The organism is Pseudomonas fluorescens (genome assembly GCF_000967965.1).
GTDB classification, from domain to species: domain Bacteria; phylum Pseudomonadota; class Gammaproteobacteria; order Pseudomonadales; family Pseudomonadaceae; genus Aquipseudomonas; species Aquipseudomonas grandcourensis.
In genome coordinates, this window is sequence record NZ_LACC01000002.1 from 67,026 (window position 1) to 86,149 (window position 19,124).

The 19,124-nt window shown below is 60.5% G+C and carries 16 protein-coding genes; 11 read left to right on the forward strand and 5 right to left on the reverse strand.

Annotated features, from left to right (window positions below):
- Positions 1–5: 5 nt before the first annotated feature.
- The 3 genes from VC35_RS00365 to VC35_RS00375 all read right to left on the reverse strand — a co-directional run bounded on the left by VC35_RS00365 (position 6) and on the right by VC35_RS00375 (position 2,495).
- Entirely contained in the window at positions 6–722 is a 717-nt protein-coding gene (locus VC35_RS00365; protein ID WP_046037067.1) for a response regulator, read from the reverse strand.
- A gap of 92 nt (positions 723–814) precedes the next feature.
- Positions 815–1,462: a TetR family transcriptional regulator C-terminal domain-containing protein gene (locus VC35_RS00370; protein WP_046037068.1), complete on the reverse strand. Its 648-nt coding sequence runs from the start codon at positions 1,460–1,462 to the stop codon at positions 815–817.
- Between the two features lie 244 nt (positions 1,463–1,706).
- Positions 1,707–2,495, reverse strand: a complete 789-nt coding sequence (locus VC35_RS00375; protein WP_046037069.1) for a class II aldolase/adducin family protein — start codon at positions 2,493–2,495, stop codon at positions 1,707–1,709.
- Positions 2,496–2,682: 187 nt separating this feature from the next.
- On the opposite strand from VC35_RS00375, the gene VC35_RS00380 reads away from it, so the two are divergent.
- Both VC35_RS00380 and VC35_RS00385 read left to right on the forward strand, forming a co-directional pair.
- On the forward strand, positions 2,683–4,644 hold the full coding sequence (locus tag VC35_RS00380) for an oxidoreductase (protein ID WP_046037070.1): 1,962 nt from the start codon (positions 2,683–2,685) through the stop codon (positions 4,642–4,644).
- Between the two features lie 165 nt (positions 4,645–4,809).
- Complete coding sequence (locus VC35_RS00385) at positions 4,810–5,406, forward strand: cupin domain-containing protein (RefSeq protein ID WP_046037071.1); 597 nt, start codon at positions 4,810–4,812, stop codon at positions 5,404–5,406.
- On the opposite strand, the gene VC35_RS00390 is transcribed toward VC35_RS00385, so the two are convergent.
- Positions 5,403–6,335 (reverse strand): helix-turn-helix domain-containing protein, encoded by a 933-nt coding sequence (locus VC35_RS00390; RefSeq protein WP_046037072.1) that lies wholly within the window; start codon positions 6,333–6,335, stop codon positions 5,403–5,405. The genes VC35_RS00385 and VC35_RS00390 overlap by 4 nt on opposite strands.
- A 162-nt stretch (positions 6,336–6,497) precedes the next feature.
- Between VC35_RS00390 and VC35_RS00395 the strand changes: the two genes are divergently transcribed.
- From VC35_RS00395 to VC35_RS00405, 3 genes are all read left to right on the forward strand, one after another.
- Complete coding sequence (locus VC35_RS00395) at positions 6,498–7,856, forward strand: glutamine synthetase family protein (protein ID WP_046037073.1); 1,359 nt, start codon at positions 6,498–6,500, stop codon at positions 7,854–7,856.
- 144 nt (positions 7,857–8,000) lie between these two features.
- The gene (locus VC35_RS00400; RefSeq protein ID WP_046037074.1) at positions 8,001–9,089 is read left to right on the forward strand and encodes a polyamine ABC transporter substrate-binding protein; all 1,089 of its coding nucleotides are present in this window, start codon (positions 8,001–8,003) and stop codon (positions 9,087–9,089) included.
- Positions 9,086–10,387, forward strand: a complete 1,302-nt coding sequence (locus VC35_RS00405; protein WP_046037075.1) for an NAD(P)/FAD-dependent oxidoreductase — start codon at positions 9,086–9,088, stop codon at positions 10,385–10,387. Before VC35_RS00400 ends, VC35_RS00405 begins: the two co-directional genes overlap by 4 nt.
- Before the next feature lie 93 nt (positions 10,388–10,480).
- On the opposite strand, the gene VC35_RS00410 is transcribed toward VC35_RS00405, so the two are convergent.
- Entirely contained in the window at positions 10,481–12,133 is a 1,653-nt protein-coding gene (locus tag VC35_RS00410; protein WP_046037076.1) for an arylsulfatase, read from the reverse strand.
- A gap of 370 nt (positions 12,134–12,503) precedes the next feature.
- Between VC35_RS00410 and VC35_RS00415 the strand changes: the two genes are divergently transcribed.
- The 6 genes from VC35_RS00415 (at position 12,504) to arnT (ending at position 18,824) form a co-directional block, all read left to right on the forward strand.
- The gene (locus VC35_RS00415; protein WP_046037077.1) at positions 12,504–13,100 is read left to right on the forward strand and encodes a paraquat-inducible protein A; all 597 of its coding nucleotides are present in this window, start codon (positions 12,504–12,506) and stop codon (positions 13,098–13,100) included.
- Positions 13,097–13,753 carry a paraquat-inducible protein A gene (locus tag VC35_RS00420; RefSeq protein ID WP_046037079.1) on the forward strand — a complete coding sequence of 219 codons (657 nt, stop codon included), beginning with the start codon at positions 13,097–13,099 and terminating at the stop codon, positions 13,751–13,753. Before VC35_RS00415 ends, VC35_RS00420 begins: the two co-directional genes overlap by 4 nt.
- Positions 13,734–15,410, forward strand: coding sequence for a PqiB family protein (locus VC35_RS00425; RefSeq protein ID WP_046037080.1), 1,677 nt, complete (start codon positions 13,734–13,736; stop codon positions 15,408–15,410). The genes VC35_RS00420 and VC35_RS00425 overlap by 20 nt, the downstream gene beginning before the upstream one ends.
- Positions 15,411–15,427: 17 nt before the next feature.
- Positions 15,428–15,985 carry a PqiC family protein gene (locus tag VC35_RS00430; protein ID WP_046037081.1) on the forward strand — a complete coding sequence of 186 codons (558 nt, stop codon included), beginning with the start codon at positions 15,428–15,430 and terminating at the stop codon, positions 15,983–15,985.
- 284 nt (positions 15,986–16,269) lie between these two features.
- Positions 16,270–16,926, forward strand: coding sequence for a lipopolysaccharide core heptose(II)-phosphate phosphatase PmrG (gene pmrG, locus VC35_RS00435; RefSeq protein ID WP_046037082.1), 657 nt, complete (start codon positions 16,270–16,272; stop codon positions 16,924–16,926).
- A 176-nt stretch (positions 16,927–17,102) separates the two neighbouring features.
- Complete coding sequence (gene arnT, locus VC35_RS00440; RefSeq protein ID WP_046037083.1) at positions 17,103–18,824, forward strand: lipid IV(A) 4-amino-4-deoxy-L-arabinosyltransferase; 1,722 nt, start codon at positions 17,103–17,105, stop codon at positions 18,822–18,824.
- Positions 18,825–19,124 lie beyond the last annotated feature (300 nt).

The window sequence follows — 19,124 nt, forward strand, 5'->3', positions numbered from 1 at the left end:
CAGCTTCAGGCCGCCACGCTGGCGGTGAACAGGTAACCGGCGCCGTGAATGGTGATGATCAACTGCGGTTCGGCCGGATCGTCATGCAACTTGCGGCGCAGGCGCCCGACCAGCACGTCGATGGAACGGTCGTTGGGCACCCATTCGCGGTTGCGGATCTGGTCCATCAACTGATCGCGGCTGAGAGTGTGGCCGCTGTTGCGCAGGAATACGCTGAGCAACTGGTATTCGCCGTGGGTCAGCAGGGTTTCGCTGCCGGACGGATCGATCAGGCGACGACGGTCGGTGTCCAGTGACCAGTCGGCGAACTGCTTGACCGGCTTGGCCACCGCGACCGCAGGCGCTGGCGTTTGCGCATGACGTACCCGGCGAATCAGGTTTTTCGCCCGGGACACCAGTTCCCGTGGATTGAGGGGTTTGATCACGTAGTCATCGGCGCCGCATTCGAGGCCGACGATGCGGTCGATTTCGTCGTTGCGCCCGGTGATCAGGATGATCCCGACTTCCGAACGCACCCGCAGCTCGCGGGTCAGGGTCAGGCCGTCCTTGCCCGGCAGGCGGATGTCGAGCATCACCAGGTCGACGCTCTGGCTGGCCAGGAAGGTTTCCGCCAGTTCCGCCGTGGCGGCGCAATGGACGTCGTAGCCTTCCTGGGACAGGTAGGCGTGCAGCAGATCGCGAATCAGCGGATCGTCATCGACGATCAATACCCGAGGAGTCATCGCTTGGTGTCCGGCATAGGCCCGAAGGCCAGTTTCTTATTAGAGTGTTTTCCTGCATCGGCGCCAGAGAGTATCGATTGCTGAACGACTGATCAACAGTCGCTCGTCTGCACGCAGAAACGCCGTCTTCCGCCGGCCTGCAAACCGTCGACCCAGGCCTCGCAAATCTGGATGCCCTGCTCCGGGGTGAAGGTGCCGGGGTTCAGCCCGGACTCCAGCCACAAGCCGTCGAGCAAGGCGCTGAGGCTGATGGCGGCCAGGTCGGCGTCGAAGTTTTCCCAGCCTTCCTCCCGGGCCAGTTCCGCCAGCACCTTGCGCAGGATGCCGCGATACTCGCCATAGGAATGATCGTGGGCCTGGTTGATGGCCTCGGCGGTTTTCACCGCGCCCCAGAACGCCAGCCACGCATCGATCAGTTGCGGATCGAGCAGTTCGGCGGAAAACGATCCGCGGAAAAACGCCGACAAACGCTCCCGGGCATTCGGCGCGGCTTGCTCCATGGCGTCGCGCAGCAAGGTCATGACCCGCCCGGTGATCGCCATGTAGGCCTCGGCCACCAGTTCGTCCTTGCCGGAATAGTGATGGCTGATCAGCCCCACCGAGACTCCGGCCTCGGCGGAAATCTTGCGGATTGACGCGCCCTGAAAGCCGTGACGTTTGAGGCACACCAGCGTCGCCTCGATCAGGTTGGCTTTGCGCAACTCCGGTTCCATGCGGGAAAAACGGGCTTCCTGATTCATGGGCGACACGCTCCTTGGTTCAATCGTTTAGGCCTGCGCGGGTAAACGCTGGGCTGAACGACTGTACAGCAAGAGCGGGCCATGTCTCTAGTCACTCGCCGGTCTGATAGACCGCGGCGGGCCCATCGCGAGCAGGCTCACTCCTACAGTATTTGGGTAGTTCACAGATTTTGCGTACACCCTCTTCTCCTGTAGGAGTGAGCCTGCTCGCGATGACGGTAGCCCAAACAACCGGGAGCCTGGATCAGCCCCGATACCCCGGCGCCACCCGCTCCAGCATCCGCAACAACGCCGCCCAGGCCAGTTGCATCGCATCCGGGTCACTCAGTTCCCCCTCCTCCAACGGTCGCCCCGGATCATTGAATTGCCGTTCGGTGTGCGCGCAGACCTCGTGCGACGGCAGCACAACTTCACCGGCGGCTTGGGCGGCCAACTGGATTTCACAGGCCTTTTCCAGGTAGTACATGCGCAGGAACGCCTGGCTCACGGTCTCGCCAACGGTGAGCAACCCATGGTTGCGCAGCATCAGTACCGATTTGTCGCCCAGGTCCGCCACCAGCCGTTGTTGCTCGCTCAGGTCCAGCGCCACGCCCTCGTAGTCGTGGTAGGCAACCCGGCCATAGAACTCCATGGAGATCTGGTTCACCGGCAATAGCCCGCACTTCAACGCCGCCACCGCGCACCCGGATTTGGTGTGGGTGTGCAGCACGCATTGCGCATCTTCACGGGCGCCGTGGATGGCGCTGTGGATCACGAAACCGGCCGGGTTGACCGGGTACGGCGACGGCTCCACGGCATGGCCATCGTGGTCGATCTTCACCAGATTGGACGCGGTGATTTCATCGAACATCAGCCCGTAAGGGTTGATCAGGAAGTGATGCTCCGGCCCCGGAATGCGCACCGAGATGTGGGTGAAGATCAAATCGGTCATGCGAAAGTGCGCAATCAAGCGGTAACAGGCCGCCAGTTCCTCACGCAGGCGCTGCTCGGTGGCGCTGCGTTCGGGTGCCAGGTGGGTGGCGATGTTGTTCATTCTTGTGGTTCTCCAGGCTGATCGGCTGGGGCAGACAGTAAGGCTGGTCGCTGCGAACGTCCAGCCGCCCCTTGCTTTAAAGTAAAATTATCTGTTGATTTTTTACTGAAGGTAAATTTCTATAGCACAATAATAACAACGCCGAAACTCGGCCTTTCGGCCTCAGCCTGCCAGGAGTACCCGCACCATGCCGACCTCGACACCTGCCTTCGCGCACCTGTTCGAACCCCTGGAGATCCGTGGCAAGCGCCTGAAGAATCGCATCATGTCCAGCGGACACGACACCTCGATGCCCACCGACAACCTGGTCAATGAACAATTGATCGCCTATCACCGAGCGCGTGCCGAAGGCGGTGCCGGACTGATCGTGCTGCAAGTGGCCGGCGTGCACGACAGTGCGCGCTACACCTCCCACGTGCTGATGGCCACCGACGATGCTTGCATCGAGGGCTACCGCAAACTGGCGCAAACCTGCCATGCCCACGGCACCGTGGTGTTGTCCCAGGTGTTCCATCCGGGGCGGGAAATCATGGAGTCCAGCGATGGCCTGCTGGCGGTGGCCTACTCCGCATCCTCGGTGCCCAACGAACGCTTCCGGGTGATGCCCCGCGCGCTGGACCAGGCCATGATCGACGAAATCGTCGCCGGTTACGCCGCTGCCGCCCGCCGCCTGCACCAGGCAGGCATCGACGGCGTTGAGGTCGTGGCCAGCCATGGTTACTTGCCGGCGCAATTCATCAATCCGCGGGTCAACCGGCGTACCGATGGCTACAACGGTGAGCTGGAACAGCGTTTGCGTTTTCTACGCGAAGTCATTGCCGCCGTGCGCGCGGCGACCGACGAGCAGTTCATCGTCGGCCTGCGCATCTCCGCCGACGAGCGCGACCCGGAAGGCCTGACCGAGGACGAATCCCTGGCCGCCGTGCAGTCACTGCAAGCGCAGCTCGATTACGTGCATATCGTCGCCGGCACTTCGGCGTCCCTGGGTGGCGCGGTGCATATCGTGCCGCCCATGGCGATCGAAGCGGCGTACCTGGCCAAAGAAGCCGGAACGTTCAAAGCCGGTTTGAACATTCCGCTGTTCGTCACCGGGCGCATCAACCAGCCTCAGGAAGCCGAGCTGATCCTGGCTCGCGGCCAGGCCGATGTGTGCGGCATGACCCGGGCACTGATCTGCGATCCGCAAATGCCCAACAAGACCGACACCGGCCGCGTCGAAGACGTGCGGGCGTGCATTGCCTGCAATCAGGCGTGCATTGGCCACTTCCACAAGGGCTTGCCGATTTCCTGCATCCAGCACCCGGAAACCGGGCGCGAACTGATCTTCGGTGAACGCCGACAAGCGCCACAGCGCAAACGCATCATGATCGCCGGCGGTGGTCCGGCCGGGATGAAAGCCGCCACCGTCGCGGCCCAGCGCGGGCATGAGGTGACGTTGTACGAAGCCAGTTCACAACTGGGCGGTCAGGTGTTGCTCGCGCAGTTGCTGCCACGGCGCAGCGAGTTCGGCGGTGCCAGCACCAACCTGCAGCGGGAAATGGAGCTGGCCGGCGTGCGCGTGGTGCGCAATACCCGAGTCGACCGGGCACTGGTGGAGCAGGAAAAACCGCACGTGGTGATCGTCGCTACCGGTGCCGAGCCCTACTGGCCGCCCTTTGAGCGCGGTGGTGAGTTGCAGGTGGTGGACGCCTGGCAAGTGCTGCGCGATGAGGTGCAGATCGGCCGTTCGGTGGTGGTGGTCGACTGGCGCTGCGACTGGATCGGACCCGGCATCGCCGAACGTCTGGTCCGCGCCGGGCACCAGGTGCAACTGGCGGTCAACGGCACCCATTGCGGGGAAAACCTGCCGCTGTACGTGCGCGATCAACTGGCCGGCGAACTGCATAAGCTGGGCGTGCCGATCACGCCGTATGCGCGGCTGTATGGCTGCGATGACAACACGGTGTACCTGCAGCACACCGCCAGTGGCGAACCGATGCTGATGGAAAACATCGATACGCTGGTGCTGTGCCAGGGCCATCAGCCGGTGGATACCCTGGGTGCGGAGTTGCAAGGGCTGGTGGAGTTTCGCAGGATCGGCGACTGCCTGGCGCCGCGTACCGCCGAAGAGGCGATTTATGAAGGCCTGAAAGTCGCGTGGGAGCTTTAAGGCTGTTTATACTCCGGGGCTTTAACGGCTCACACCGCCCCTGTAGGAGTGAGCCTGCTCGCGATAGCGTCAGTGCATTCAACATCAATGTTGGCTGACCCACCGCATCGCGAGCAGGCTCGCTCCTACAGGGGATGCGATCCTCTTCCCGGTTCGGAATTTTCCATGAGCAACAACAGCAAGACCCCGCCCGCATCAGGCCGCGCCGAACCGCATTTTCTCGGCACGCGCATTCGCGGCCTGCGCAAGCGCCGGGGCATGACCCTGGCGGAACTGGCGCAACAGAGCGAACTCACCGCCGGCTACATCAGCCAGCTGGAACGCAACCTCGCCTACCCGTCGATTCCGGCGCTGTTCAACATTGCCCGCAGCCTCGGCGTCACCATCCAGTGGTTCTTCGCCAGTGAAGCGGTCACCGCGCCCGAAGACGATGGTGTCGTGGTGCGCAAGAACAGCCGCCTGAACGTGCATTACGAAGACGGCATCGTCGACCAGTTGCTGACGCCGCAGGCCAACCGCCAACTGGAAATGCTCCACTCGCGTTTCCCGCCCGGCACCTACAGCCAACAGAGCTACAGCCACGACGGTGAAGAAGCCGGCTACTTGCTCTCGGGGAGTTTCGAGTTGTGGGTCGGCGAACGCCATTTCCAGCTCAATGAAGGCGACAGCTTCAGTTTTTCCAGCCAGGAACCGCACCGCTACGGCAACCCCGGCGATGTCGATGCAGTGGTGATCTGGGTGATTACACCGCCGACGTTCTAACGTCGGCGGCGACCGCTTGCCTGACTGGTACTCGCACGCTTGAGCGTGTCACTCGGCAGCTCGTTGAACAACGCGCGGTAGCTGCTGGAAAACCGCCCCAGATGCCAGAACGACCAATGCATCGCCACCTCGGCCACGGTGGTTTGAGTGGGCGTGCGGCTGAGCAGTTCGCGTCGGGCGCTATTAAGGCGGCGCAGGCGCAGCCACTGGGTCGGCGACATGCCGGTGTAGGTCTTGAACGCATGCTGCAACTGGCGCAGTGAAACCCCCGCGACCTGGGACAACTCCAGCAGATTGAGGTGTTCTTCCGGGGTGTCCGCGGCCCATTCCCCTACCCGCTTCATGATCGACCGCTCCCCGGCCCGACGCTGCAGGGACCCCTGGTCGAGGCCGACACAGGCGTTGTCGAGGATGAACAGGCAATCTTCCAGCAGTTGCTGGGTCAGCGCTTCGCGGCTCGGTGGATCGAAGGTCTGCGACAGCCGCGTCAGGGTCCCGCTGAGCCAACGGCAGAACAGCGCGTTCTGCTGGGAGTTGAGCGGTGCCATGAACAGCCCTTCGAGCCTGGAGATGTCGAGGCTGTGGCGCTTTACAAACTCCGGCCCGAACACCACGGCGATTTCCTGATAGTTCTCCGGGGTGATCCAGATGTTGCGGCTTTCGCCATTCAACACGTACAGCGCGTTGTCGCCGCGATCGAAACAGAACGACAACGAACCCTGGGGCGCGCTGAAATTCTGCTCGACCCGGGTGTTCATCGACTCTTCGTAAATCTCCACGCCCTGCAGATCCAGATAGCGCACCAAGCCCGCGAAATGCCCCGGCGACATCTGCTGGTATTGCTGCACCCAGCCCGGCGTGGCGCGGATTTGCTCGGCGACATCGGCGGTGTTGAACGCTTGGACCTGGAGGGAATTGGAACCTGTCATGGGGCGACCTTACGCACTCTTTTGGTGCGCTTTGTGCTGCTTAAAGTGGATAGATGGAACTGCAAGGCTCGCACAAGATAGTCGTCAACGCGCTACAGGGGAAGTGTCCGGCGGATGAAACCGGTCTCTCCTGGCGTTAATAAAACCAATAACGAGGTCTTTATGAATGTCCCTTTCGATCAGCTGTTCACTTGGCTGAAAGATCACAAGATTACCGAAGTCGAGTGCGTCGTCAGCGATCTGACCGGCATTGCACGCGGCAAAATTGCACCGACCAACAAGTTCCTGCATGAGCGAGGCATGCGCCTGCCGGAAAGTGTCCTTCTGCAAACGGTAACCGGGGACTTTGTCGACGACGACATCTACTACGACCTGCTCGACCCGGCCGATATCGACATGGTCTGCAAGCCGGACGCCGACGCCGTCTACGTGGTGCCATGGGCCATCGAGCCGACCGCCATCGTGATCCACGACACCTTCGACAAGTTCGGCAACCCGATCGAACTGTCGCCGCGCAACGTGCTGAAGAAAGTGCTGCAGTTGTACACCGACAAAGGCTGGCGGCCGATTGTCGCGCCGGAAATGGAGTTCTACCTGACCCAGCGCTGCGAAGACCCGGACCTGCCACTCAAGGCGCCGATGGGCCGTTCGGGCCGTGCCGAAAGCGGTCGTCAGTCGTTCTCCATCGACGCGGCCAACGAATTCGACCCGCTGTTCGAAGACGTCTACGACTGGTGCGAACTGCAAGGTCTGGACCTCGACACGCTGATCCACGAAGACGGCCCGGCGCAGATGGAAATCAACTTCCGTCACGGCAACGCCCTGGACCTGGCCGACCAGATCACCGTGTTCAAACGCACCATGCGTGAAGCGGCGCTCAAGCACAACGTGGCGGCAACCTTCATGGCCAAACCGGTCGGCGACGAGCCTGGCAGCGCCATGCACATTCACCAGAGCGTGGTGGACATCGCCACCGGCCAGCCGATCTTTGCCGATGCCGATGGCAACATGAGCGAGTTGTTCCTGCACCACATTGGCGGCCTGCAGAAGTACATCCCGAAAGTGCTGCCGATGTTCGCGCCGAACGTCAACTCGTTCCGCCGCTTCCTGCCGGACACCTCGGCACCGGTGAACGTCGAATGGGGCGAAGAAAACCGCACCGTCGGCCTGCGCGTACCGACCTCCAGCCCCGACGCCATGCGCGTCGAGAACCGTCTGCCGGGCGCCGACGCCAACCCGTACCTGGCCATCGCCGCCAGCCTGCTGTGTGGTTACCTGGGCATGGTCGAGCGTATCGAGCCGAGCGCTGCGGTACAGGGCCGCGCCTATGAGCGTCGCAACCTGCGCCTGCCGATCACCATCGAGGACGCCCTGACCCAGATGGAAGAGTGCGACACCATCAGCTGCTACCTGGGCAGCAAGTTCGTGCGGGGCTATGTCGCGGTCAAACGCGCCGAGCACGAGAACTTCAAACGGGTGATCAGTTCGTGGGAGCGTGAGTTCCTGATGCTCAGCGTCTGAAATCTTCGCTGCCCATAACGACCTCATCGCGAGCAGGCTCGCTCCTACAGGGGAATGCATGTAGGAGTGAGCCTGCTCGCGAAGACGGCCGCCAGAACACCAAAGAAACATCGGTATAACCCAATAATTCCAAGAGGTATCGACATGCGTCTTTTGAAATCCGTGGTCCCGGCCGCACTGGCGGTTCTGTTCAGTGCCGTTGCCCAGGCTCAGCCACAGGTCAGTGTCTACAACTGGACTGACTACATCGGCGAAACCACCCTCGTCGACTTCCAGGCCAAAACCGGGATCAAGGTGATCTACGACGTATTCGATTCCAACGAAACCCTGGAAGGCAAACTGCTTGCCGGTCGTACCGGGTATGACGTGGTGGTGCCGTCCAACCACTTCCTCGCCCGCCAGGTAAAGGCCGGCGCGTTCCTCAAGCTCGATCGCGAGCAACTGCCGAACTTCAAGAACCTCGACCCGAAACTGCTGGCGCTACTGGAGAAAAACGATCCGGGCAACTCGCACTCGGTGCCGTACCTGTGGGGAACCAACGGCATCGGCTATAACGTCGACAAGGTCAAGCAAGTGCTGGGCATCGATCACATCGACTCCTGGGCCGTGCTGTTCGAACCGGAAAACATCAAGAAGCTCAGCGCCTGCGGCGTGTCGATGATGGACTCGGCGGACGAAGTGTTCCCGGCGATGCTCAATTACATGGGCATGGACCCGCGCAGCGAAAGTGTCGAGGACTACAAAAAGGCCGAAGCCAAGCTGCTGCAGATCCGCCCCTACATCACTTACTTCCACTCCTCCAAGTACGTCTCGGACCTGGCCAACGGCGACATCTGCGTGGCGTTCGGTTACTCGGGCGACGTGTTTCAGGCCGCCAACCGCGCCAAGGAAGCCAAGAACGGCGTGAACATCGCCTACGCCATTCCCAAGGAAGGCGCCAACCTGTGGTTCGACCTGCTGGCCATCCCCGCCGACGCCAGCAACCCGAAAGAAGCCCACGCCTTCGTCAACTACCTGTTGGACCCGCAAGTGATTGCCAAGGTCAGCGCTTCGGTCGGCTACGCCAACCCGAACCCGGCCGCCAAGCAGTACATGGACCCTGAGCTGGTCAGCAACCCCGAGGTTTATCCGTCCCAGGAAGTCCTCGACAAACTCTACATCTCCACCACGCCGCCGCAGTCGATCATGCGCCTGATGACCCGTTCGTGGAGCAAAGTGAAGTCCAACAAATGAATCAGTACACCAAGGAACACACCCACTCCTATTACGCGGCGTCCGCCAAGGGCATGAGGCAGCGTCCCGCGCTGGCCTCGGACCTTACGGCCGATGTCTGCGTGGTCGGCGCGGGTTTCACCGGCATCAACACCGCCATCGAGCTGGCCCAGCGTGGGCTCTCGGTGGTCCTGCTGGAAGCCCGGCGAATTGGCTGGGGCGCCAGCGGGCGCAACGGTGGCCAGTTGATTCGTGGTATCGGCCATGACGTCAGTGGGTTCGCCAAGCACATCGGCGCCGATGGCGTGCAATACCTGGAACACGCCGGGAACGAGTCGGTGCAAGTCGTGGCCAATCGCATCCGCGAGCACGGCATCGATTGCGACCTGAGCTGGGGCTTTTGCGAACTGGCCAATACCCCGGCCCAGTTCAAAGCGTTCAAGGCCGAGCAGGCGGAACTGATCGACTCCGGTTATGCCTTTGAAACCCGACTGGTCGCGCCGCAGCAAATCCGCGAACAGGTGGTGAACTCCGGTGTGTATGCCGGTGGCCTGGTGGACATGGGCTCGGGGCATTTGCATCCGCTGAACCTGGTCCTTGGCGAGGCGCAAGTTGCCGAGTCCCTAGGGGTGCAAATTTTCGAGCAGAGCCCGGTGCTGGAGTTGATCCATGGCAGTACGGTGCAAGTGCGCTGTGCCGGTGGCACTGTGAATGCAGGCACGCTGGTGCTGGCTTGCAATGCCCATCTGGAAGAGCTCGAACCGAAGCTCAGTGGCAAGGTGCTCCCGGCAGGCAGCTACATCATCGCCACCGAACCGTTGTCGGAAGACGCCGCTGCAAAACTGATCCCGCACAACGTCGCGCTGTGCGACCAGAAGGTCGGCCTGGATTACTACCGGCTCTCGGCTGACCGGCGTTTGCTGTTCGGCGGTGCCTGCCATTACTCCGGGCGCGATCCTTCGGACATCAGCGCCTACATGCGTCCGCAAATGCTCAAGGTGTTCCCGCAACTGGCCGATGTGCGCATCGACTATCAGTGGGGCGGCAAGATCGGCATTTCGGCCAACCGCTTCCCCCAGGTCGGGCGCCTGAGCCAGCACCCGAACGTGTTCTACGCCCAGGGCTATTCCGGCCATGGCCTGAACGTGACCCACTGGTGCGCGAAGTTGTTGGGCGAAGCGATCCATGCTGGCCACAGCAAAGGCTTCGACGTGTTCAGTGCCGTGCCGCACATGACCTTCCCCGGCGGACGCGCCCTGCGTTCACCGTTGCTGGCCCTTGGCATGTTCTGGTATCGGATGCGGGAAGTGCTGGGTTGACCATCGGGCGCCTGAGACGAGTTGTCTCTCGCTTCAGGCATCCCGGCAGGTCAGGTGGGGTGGCGGCGACCTCAAGAGATCGCCGCGGCACCTCTATTGAGGCATCTGAATGTTAATGCCTTCCTTCTGCAGATCCTCCCGTACCGACTGGAATTTCTGGTACTTGGACAACTCGATCGGCCCGTCATAGCCCATGCTTTGCAGCTTGCGTGGCGGGTATTTGATGTAGGTCTGCATCAGCTTGTTGATCGCCTGGCTGATCGGCACCATGGTCCAGGTGCGCTCGGTGACGTTACTCATGAAGATGTCGTAGCGCTCCTGTGGATCTTGCAGCAAGTCAAAGACTTGCGGTACGACCGCCACGTACTTCGACTCCCCTTTCCAGCCCAGGTTGGTGTCCACGGCCAGGCCGCCGGTCGGCACACCGTTGTCGCCACGCAGGTTGAACACGGCCTTGTAGTTGCCTACGCGGGCGGCCCCCGGCGACAACTCGTTTTCGGTGAAGTAGAACCACTCTTTACGTGGGTCGGGACCAGTGCCGGTTATCACCGGGGTCATGTCGTAGCTGTCGAAATAGATCGGCTGACCTTCGCGATCCTTCTCCGGCAACTTGATACCGGCCACCGAGGCGAAGGTCGCCATCAAATCGAGCCCGCCGAGAATGTCGTGATTCTTGGCGTTCGGCTTGATTTTTCCGGGCCAGGTCATGATTGCAGGGACCCGGTTACCGCCCTCGCGCACGGTGCCCTTGGTACCACGGAACGGCGTGTAGCCGGCATCCGGATAAACATCCTGCCAGGCGCCGTTGTCGGTGGTGTAAACCACCAGCGTGTTCTTATCCAGGCCCAGCGCCTTGAGCTTGTCCATGATATGGCCGATGCGCGTATCCAGTTCGACCACCGAGTCGGCGTACTTGGACTTGGAGATCGACTTGTGAACGAACTCCGGTGCTGGCAGGTTCGGCTGGTGCACTTTCATGAAGTTGACGTTGATGAAGAACGGCTTGTCGGATTTGGCGGCAGTGTCGAGGAATTCCAGTGCGGCTTTTTCCACATAACCGTCAAAGTAGGGAATTCCGACTACACCGGGTTTGCCATCGATGACCGGCGTATCAACATACTGGCCGTTGATCTTGAACTCTTCGACGGCCTTTTCTCCCGCCTTGCCCGAGAGTGCGCCCTTGGTCACCTGGGCAAACATCGCACGGGTTTCCGGGTCCATGTCGGGGAACCATGTCGGGTCAGCGTAGGTGTAGGCATTGAGGTGATAGAGGCCGACGTATTTCATCACGTCATACCCCTGGGCATTGGGCAGCGCATAGTCGGCTTCACCCAGGTGCCACTTGCCGGTGAAGTAGGTCTCGTAACCGCCGGTCTTGAGCACCGAGGCCAGCGTCCACTCGGCGGCGGGCAAACCACCGCCCTGGCCCTGGAAGGCCACGGTGGTCATGCCGCTGCGATTGGGGATGCGCCCGGTCTGCATGGCGGCTCGCCCGGGCGTGCAGCTCGGTTGCGCGTAGAACGAGTAAAAAGTTGTGCCCTCAGCGGCCAGTTCGTCGATGCTGGGTGTCGGCATGCCGCGGCCGACGCCGCCACCATACGGACCCAGATCGCCGTAGCCGGTATCGTCGGACACGATGAACAGGATATTGGGCTTTTCTGTTTGTGCAGCCTGGGCCATACCGTTAAGCGCTATCAGTAATGAACCTGCAATGTAGAACCTTGAGCGATGCGAGAGTCTTTTCATGGCGACCTTCCTTTTTCGGGACGGATCCTTGTGGCCGGCACTTGTTTTCAAGTAATCCGTGACCGGACCCTGGTGAGTTACCCCCAAACCATGCCCTCTTGTTAGTTCCAGGTGTTCAACTGACCAGGCAATTGAATTCCTGTAGCTACTCAAGGCACCCGAGTCAGCCTAGTACGGTTATTTTAAAAACGCGCATTACAGGAAGTGGAATTCGAAGTCGTTCGTCGCTTGCTTCCCGTGAAATACCTGGGTCGAGTCATCCCCCGGCAGCGGATAGTGTTCAGGTTGCGACTTTCGATTTGCTCAATTGCGAGTCACTTCTATATTGAGGGGGTGCTCTGAACTTCCTGCCTTCTGTTGAGCTTGACCCATGGCAACTACTGATCAGCTGATCATCTGCGAGCACTGCGACAGCGTGTACCAAAAAGTAACGCTCGCCAAACATCAAAAAACCCTGTGTACGCGCTGTGGCGGCGTGCTTCAGCGCTATAACGGCCTCACGGTGGAACAGCGTCTTGCGTTGACCTTCACCGCGTTGATGCTCTGGATATTCGCCAATTTCTATCCGGTGATGAGCATCAGCCTCAAAGGCGTGAAGAACAGCGCAACGCTCTGGGACTCGGTGCTGGCCCTGAGCCTTGGGCCTATCACCTTCATCGCCATGGTGGCGGCAATCGCCATGATCATCGCGCCGATTTTCCAGTTAATGCTGCTGATCTGGGTACTGGGCTTCGCCCTCAGCGGGCGACGCTCGCCCGGATTCAAATTCTGCATGCGCTGGCTGGAAACCCTGAGGCCCTGGAGCATGCTCGAAGTCTGCCTGCTGGGTGCCATGGTCGCGGTGATCAAGCTCGCCGGACTGCTCGATGTGCTGCCCGGCATCGGGTTGTTCGCCCTGGCTGCGCTGAGCCTGATGATGATCCGCATCGCCGGGCGCGACATCCGCGAACTATGGGACCTTGTATGAGCACGCCTCCTTACGCCGACGAGCTCAACCTGTGCCTGTGCCACACCTGCGGGCTGGCCTGCGACATGACCTTCAAGCCCCACGAATGCGAGCGTTGCGGTGCGCCGCTGCACCGGCGCAAAACCAATTCGCTGACCCGCACCTGGGCCTTCATGATCGCGTCCCTGGTGTTCTACATCCCGGCCAACCTGTTGCCGGTAATGAACACCGAAATGGTCGGCCATGGCGCCGACAGCACGATCATGAGCGGCGTGCTGGAGTTCTGGGAAGCCGGGGCCTGGGACATCGCCCTGATCATTTTCATTGCCAGTATCGCGGTGCCGGGCATCAAGTTCGTGGCCATCACATTGCTGCTGGTCACCGTGCAACGCGACAGCGAGTGGGCACGTAAAGAACGGTCGACGCTGTACCGCTTCGTCGAGGTCATCGGTTACTGGTCGATGCTCGATGTGATCGTGGTCGCCCTGGTGGCCTCGCTGGTCAAGTTCCAGGCCCTGGCCGATATCGAACCGCGCCCGGGCATTCTGTTTTTTGGACTGGTGGTGGTGTTCACCATGCTGTCGGCAATGAGTTTCGATCCACGCATGATCTGGGATAAAGAACGGGAAAACCCACACAATGAGGAGGTCACGGATGAAGTCACAAGCCACTGACGGGCCGCAAGCCCCCGGGCCGGCGCCGATCAAGACCCGCCGCTTCAGCGTTTCGCTGGTCTGGATCGTCCCGATCGTAGCGGTGCTGGTGGGTATTTCGCTGGTGGTTCACAGCATTCTGCAGCAAGGTCCGACCATCATTATCACGTTCAAGACCGGGGACGGCCTGACCGCGAACAAGACCGAGGTCAAATACCGCAATGTCGTGATTGGTCATGTGTCCGATGTGGAGCTGGCCAATGACCAGAAGAGCGTCAACGCCACCATCAAGCTGGCCAAGCAGGCCGAAAGCTTTACCCGCGAAGATTCGCAGTTCTGGGTCGTGCGCCCGCGCATTGGCGCGGGCGGTGTATCCGGTATCGATACGTTGCTGTCGGGCGATTACATCGGTGCCGATATCGGCCAGGCCAACGGCCGGGCAAAGCACTTCACAGGGCTGGAGAACCCGCCGCCCATCACCTACGGCGAGCCGGGCAAGCGTTTCACCCTGTTCACCCAGGACCTGGGATCGCTGGATATCGGCTCGCCCGTCTACTACCGAAAGATCCCCGTAGGCCAGGTAGTGGCCTACGCGCTGGACCCGGATGGCAAGGGCGTGAACATAGAACTGTTCATCCATGCCCCCAATGACAAGTACGTCACCGAAAACACCCGTTTCTGGAACGCCAGCGGCATTGACGTGAACGTCGGCGCCAATGGTTTTGCGGTCAAGACCGAATCCTTGTCTGCTTTGCTCGTGGGCGGCATTGCCTTCCGCGCGCCCGACTACAGCCCCAACGATAAGCCTGCTGCCGCGGAGTACGCCTACGAACTGTTCGAAGACCAACAAACCGCCCTCGCCCCGCCAAACGGCAAGCCGCAGTACCTGGCCATGCGCTTCGACCAGGCACTGCGCGGGCTCAAGGTCGACGCCCCGGTGGAATTCCTCGGTGTTGAAATCGGCAAGGTGGTGGCGGTCAATCTGGATTACGACGAGAAAAAACGCTCCTTTCCAATCAACGTCGGTATCGTGATTTACCCGCAGCGCCTGGGCCAGGCCCACATCAAAATGCTCAAGGCGCTCAATCATGACCCTAATAACGAAGCCGCTGGCGTACGCTTGATCGGCACCTTCATCGAAAACGGCCTGCGTGCCCAGGCCCGCACCGGCAACTTCCTGACCGGCCAGTTGTACATTGCCCTGGACTTCTACCCCAAGGCCGACAAAGTCGCCTTCGATGCAAACGCACGCCCGGTCGTGATTCCGACCATTCCCGGCAGCCTCGAGCAATTGCAGGAAAAACTCGAATCCATGGTCGACAAGATCAACAAGCTGCCGATCGAGCGTATCGCCGGCAATCTCGATGGCAACCTCGTCGAACTGCGCAAAGGCATGATGCAATTTAATGGCAAAATCCTGCCTGGCGTGCAAACCACCCTGTCGGATGTCAGCAAGACCCTGGAAACCGCCAATTCGACCCTGCAATCGGCCAGTTCGACCTTGGCCGAGGATTCGCCGCAACGGGAAAAACTGGGGCAAACCCTGGATGAACTGGGACGCACGTCGAGATCCTTGCGTGATCTTTCGGATTACCTGGGACGGCATCCGGAGTCGCTGCTTCGCGGCCGTCCGAACAATGCCGCGCCCGTGGATCTGCAAGGGCCACCGCGCAATTGAACACAGGAGCAACACCCATGGCTTTACCGCTGAAGTTCACCCTGGTCACCGCGATGTTGCTGCTCGCCGCCTGCCGCAGCGATCCGATTCAATTCCATACCCTGACCCCGACCCAGCAGGGCAATCACTCAAGGACCACCATCGGGGTGATCCAGATCGAGACGATCAGTGTGCCGCCCCAGGTCGATCGTGCGCAGATCGTCATTCGCGAAGGCAACAGTGGCCTGGCGATCCTGGAAACCCAATGGTGGGGCGCCACCCTCGTGGACGAATTGCGCAGTGCGCTGGTCGATCAACTGAGCAACAGTCCTGTACAAGGTCGACATTCGGTGCGTATCGATGTGCAGCGTTTTGACTCGGTGCCCGGCCAGTACGCCTTGATGGACGTGGAATGGCGCCTTCGCAGTGCCAGCAGCGGCGACACGGCGCGGTTGATTTGCCGCAGCACATTGCAAACGCCCTCGGGCGCGAGCATCGATGACCTGGTGCTTGCCCAGCAAAACAACGTCAAACGCCTGGCCGCGCTGATCAGCCAGGCGGCCGTCAGACCACAGGCGAGTTGCCCTGCGCCCTGAACACCTTCGCCCCCGGATTAACGGCGACAAATTTGCCGTTGATCCGGCCCTTCTGTTTTTCGCTGTAATTCTCAGCAACAGAAAAAGATAACAATTCCCAGTTACCGACTAATACTAGAGGTACCCTCTCCTGCAATTTTTTCACATTCCTTTCACTGCTCTGACACTTGCAGAGATGTAGCTTTCGCTGCAGTTAATTCGCCGCACTTAGTCTCGGTGGATTTTTTTGTGCTGTTTCCGGCTTTGTCGACAGCACTTCCCTGGCGCTCCAATGGTGGAAAAACTTGGTCAACTCTGTCTCGCGTAAACCGTCTTCGCGCCTGTCCAGATCGGTCGTGGCCATTGGTGCACTGACCATCGCCGTGCTGGCCACAGGTTTTTTCCTGTGGCCCAAATCCCCGACCAACCTGGCCCAGGAGGACGCACAAGCCCGGGCTCGATTGCTGCAACACTGGAGTGCCGGCGAGATCGCGGTGCTGGTTCGTCATGCCGAACGTTGCGACCGTTCCAGCAACCCATGCCTGGGCCCGGCTGACGGCATTACCCGTGTCGGCAGTGAAGCGGCGGCCGGTGTTGGCCAGGGCCTGGCGCGCCTGGGCCTGGCACAGACCGATATCCTGACCAGCCCCGTTACACGCACGGTACAAACCGCGCATTACATGTTCAATAGCGACCCACGGACCCAGGAGTGGCTGGCGACCTGCGGCACGACTCTGCGTAACGATGTCGTGGCACACAAGGTGGCCCATCGCAACCTGGTGCTGGTGACCCACAGCGGTTGCATCGCTGACTTTGAAAAGCAGACCGGCCTCAAGCATTCGGCGAAGGACGCCGAGTACGGCAGCGCGTTGTTTGTCCAAATCGATGGCAATGGTCAATTGCAAGTACTCGGCATTGTGAATGCCGAAGACTGGAACACTCTGTTACAAGAAAAAAACTGAAGTCACTACCGATCGAGAACTTTGGTTCTAAGGTATTTCAAGCCGGACTGAATGAAACCTGAACAGAACAGCGAGAAGTCTGTTTGAACTTCTCGCCGTTCAATATCATTCCGGTTTTCTCTCTGACAAGTTGCATACCACTCTTCAAGCAGCCTTTCTCAGCGCAAGGTCGAGTCATGACGTCAAATCAGCCATTGCCAGATTTTGTTGGCCATTCTTCCCGCCTGCACGCCCCAACGGCGCCTGCCAACGAGCGCTGGATGCTGTTCGCCCTGGTACTGGCGTTCATCGTGTTCTACTTGCTGCCGCTGATGAGCCACGGCCTGTGGATTCCCGATGAAACCCGTTATGCCCAGATCAGCCAGGAAATGCTGCAGGGCGGGAACTGGGTCTCGCCGCACTTCATGGGCCTTCGTTACTTCGAGAAACCGATTGCCGGGTACTGGATGATTGCCATCGGCCAAGCGGTGTTTGGTGACAATCTGTTCGGGGTGCGCATCGCGTCAGCGCTGAGTACCGGGCTGAGCGTGTGGCTGACCTACCTGATTGCCCGCCGGTTCTGGGGCGACCCACGTAAAAGCTTCGCCTGCGCGCTGCTCTACATGAGCTTCGGGTTGATTGCCGGTCAGGCCGGGTACGCCAACCTCGATCCGCAGTTCACCCTCTGGGTCAACCTGAGCCTGGTTTCCCTGTGGTTTGCCATCGACAGCCGCACCACGCGTGCCCGCCTCGGTGCCTGGGCGGTCCTGGGCATCGCCTGCGGCATGGGCTTCATGACCAAGGGCTTTCTGGCCTGGCTGCTGCCGGCGGTGATCGCCCTGCCCTATATGGTCTGGCAGCGCCGCATTGGCGAGCTGTTGCGTTACGGGCCATTGGCTGTTGTGGTCGCCGCGGCCGTCTGCCTGCCCTGGGCGCTGGCCATCCATCATCAGGAACCGGATTTCTGGAATTTCTTCTTCTGGAACGAGCACGTACGCCGCTTTGCCGCCGACAATGCGCAACACGCCCGTCCGTGGTGGTTCTACTTGCCGATGCTGGTGGTTTGCGCCCTGCCCTGGACTGTGTTGTTGCCGACGACGTTCATCCAGGCCTGGAAAAACAAGCGCCAACCCGTCAGCGGTTTTCTCCTGCTCTGGTTGTTGCTGCCGCTGGCGATTTTCAGCATGAGCAGCGGCAAGCTGCCGACCTACATCATGCCTTGCCTGTTGCCCCTGGCGCTGCTGATGGGTCACGCGCTGACCGGTCTTTTGGAACAATCCAAATCACGGACAATTCGTTTCAACGGTTGGCTCAACGTCATCATTGCCACGACGGCCATGATTGCGTTGCTTTACCTGCAATTGAGCAAAGAGATTTTCGAAAATACCGAGATGTTCAGCCTGTCCCTGGCGTTCATCGTGCTGCTGGGCTGGATCATCGCCAACGCCCTGCAAATCCTGCGGCCATTGACGTTATGGGCGATGCCGGCCCTCGGCATCTGGCTGCTGGTGGCGCTGCTTCCTGCCGCTATGCCGAGCCAGATCGTCGACAGCAAGATGCCCGACCGGTTTATCTCCGAACACCTGGACAGCCTGAACCAGACCACCACGCTGCTGAGCAACGACCTGGGGGCGGCCTCGGCCCTGTCGTGGCTGACCAGGCGACCGGAAGTAACGCTCTACAACGTCATCGGCGAGATGAAGTACGGCCTTTCGGATCCAGCTGCGGCCTCGCGCAAAGTGACACAGCACGATGTCGGCCAATGGATGACCGAGGCGCGTAAGAAGGGCTCGGTCGGGGTGGTGATGAGGGTCAACAGCGTCGCCGAGATTCAGGAAGTCGAGGCGCTGCCCACCGACGGCAAACGCTATCAGCGCGGCGATATGCAGGTCCTGATCTTCCCGCCAATCCAGCCCTGACTGGCAGGACACAAAAAATCGCCGGCAAGGCATCCGCTATATCTCCCCCGGTTGGGCCGTTGACGACGAGCTGAACTGGGTGGACCAGTTCCTCGGCGCACCGGCAATCGCCGAGCTGTCCTTTCGCAACCCTGGTGAACCCAGCGGGGGCCAGCAGCAACTGGCACCGTCAGGTGCGTCGAAGACACGACAAAAGGCAGCCGGGGCAGCGCCATATTCAGATCGACGACATCGTTTTATGGACGAGTCGATCCACTGTGGGCACAGTGCTGCTAATCTGAATGAAAATTACATGTATTA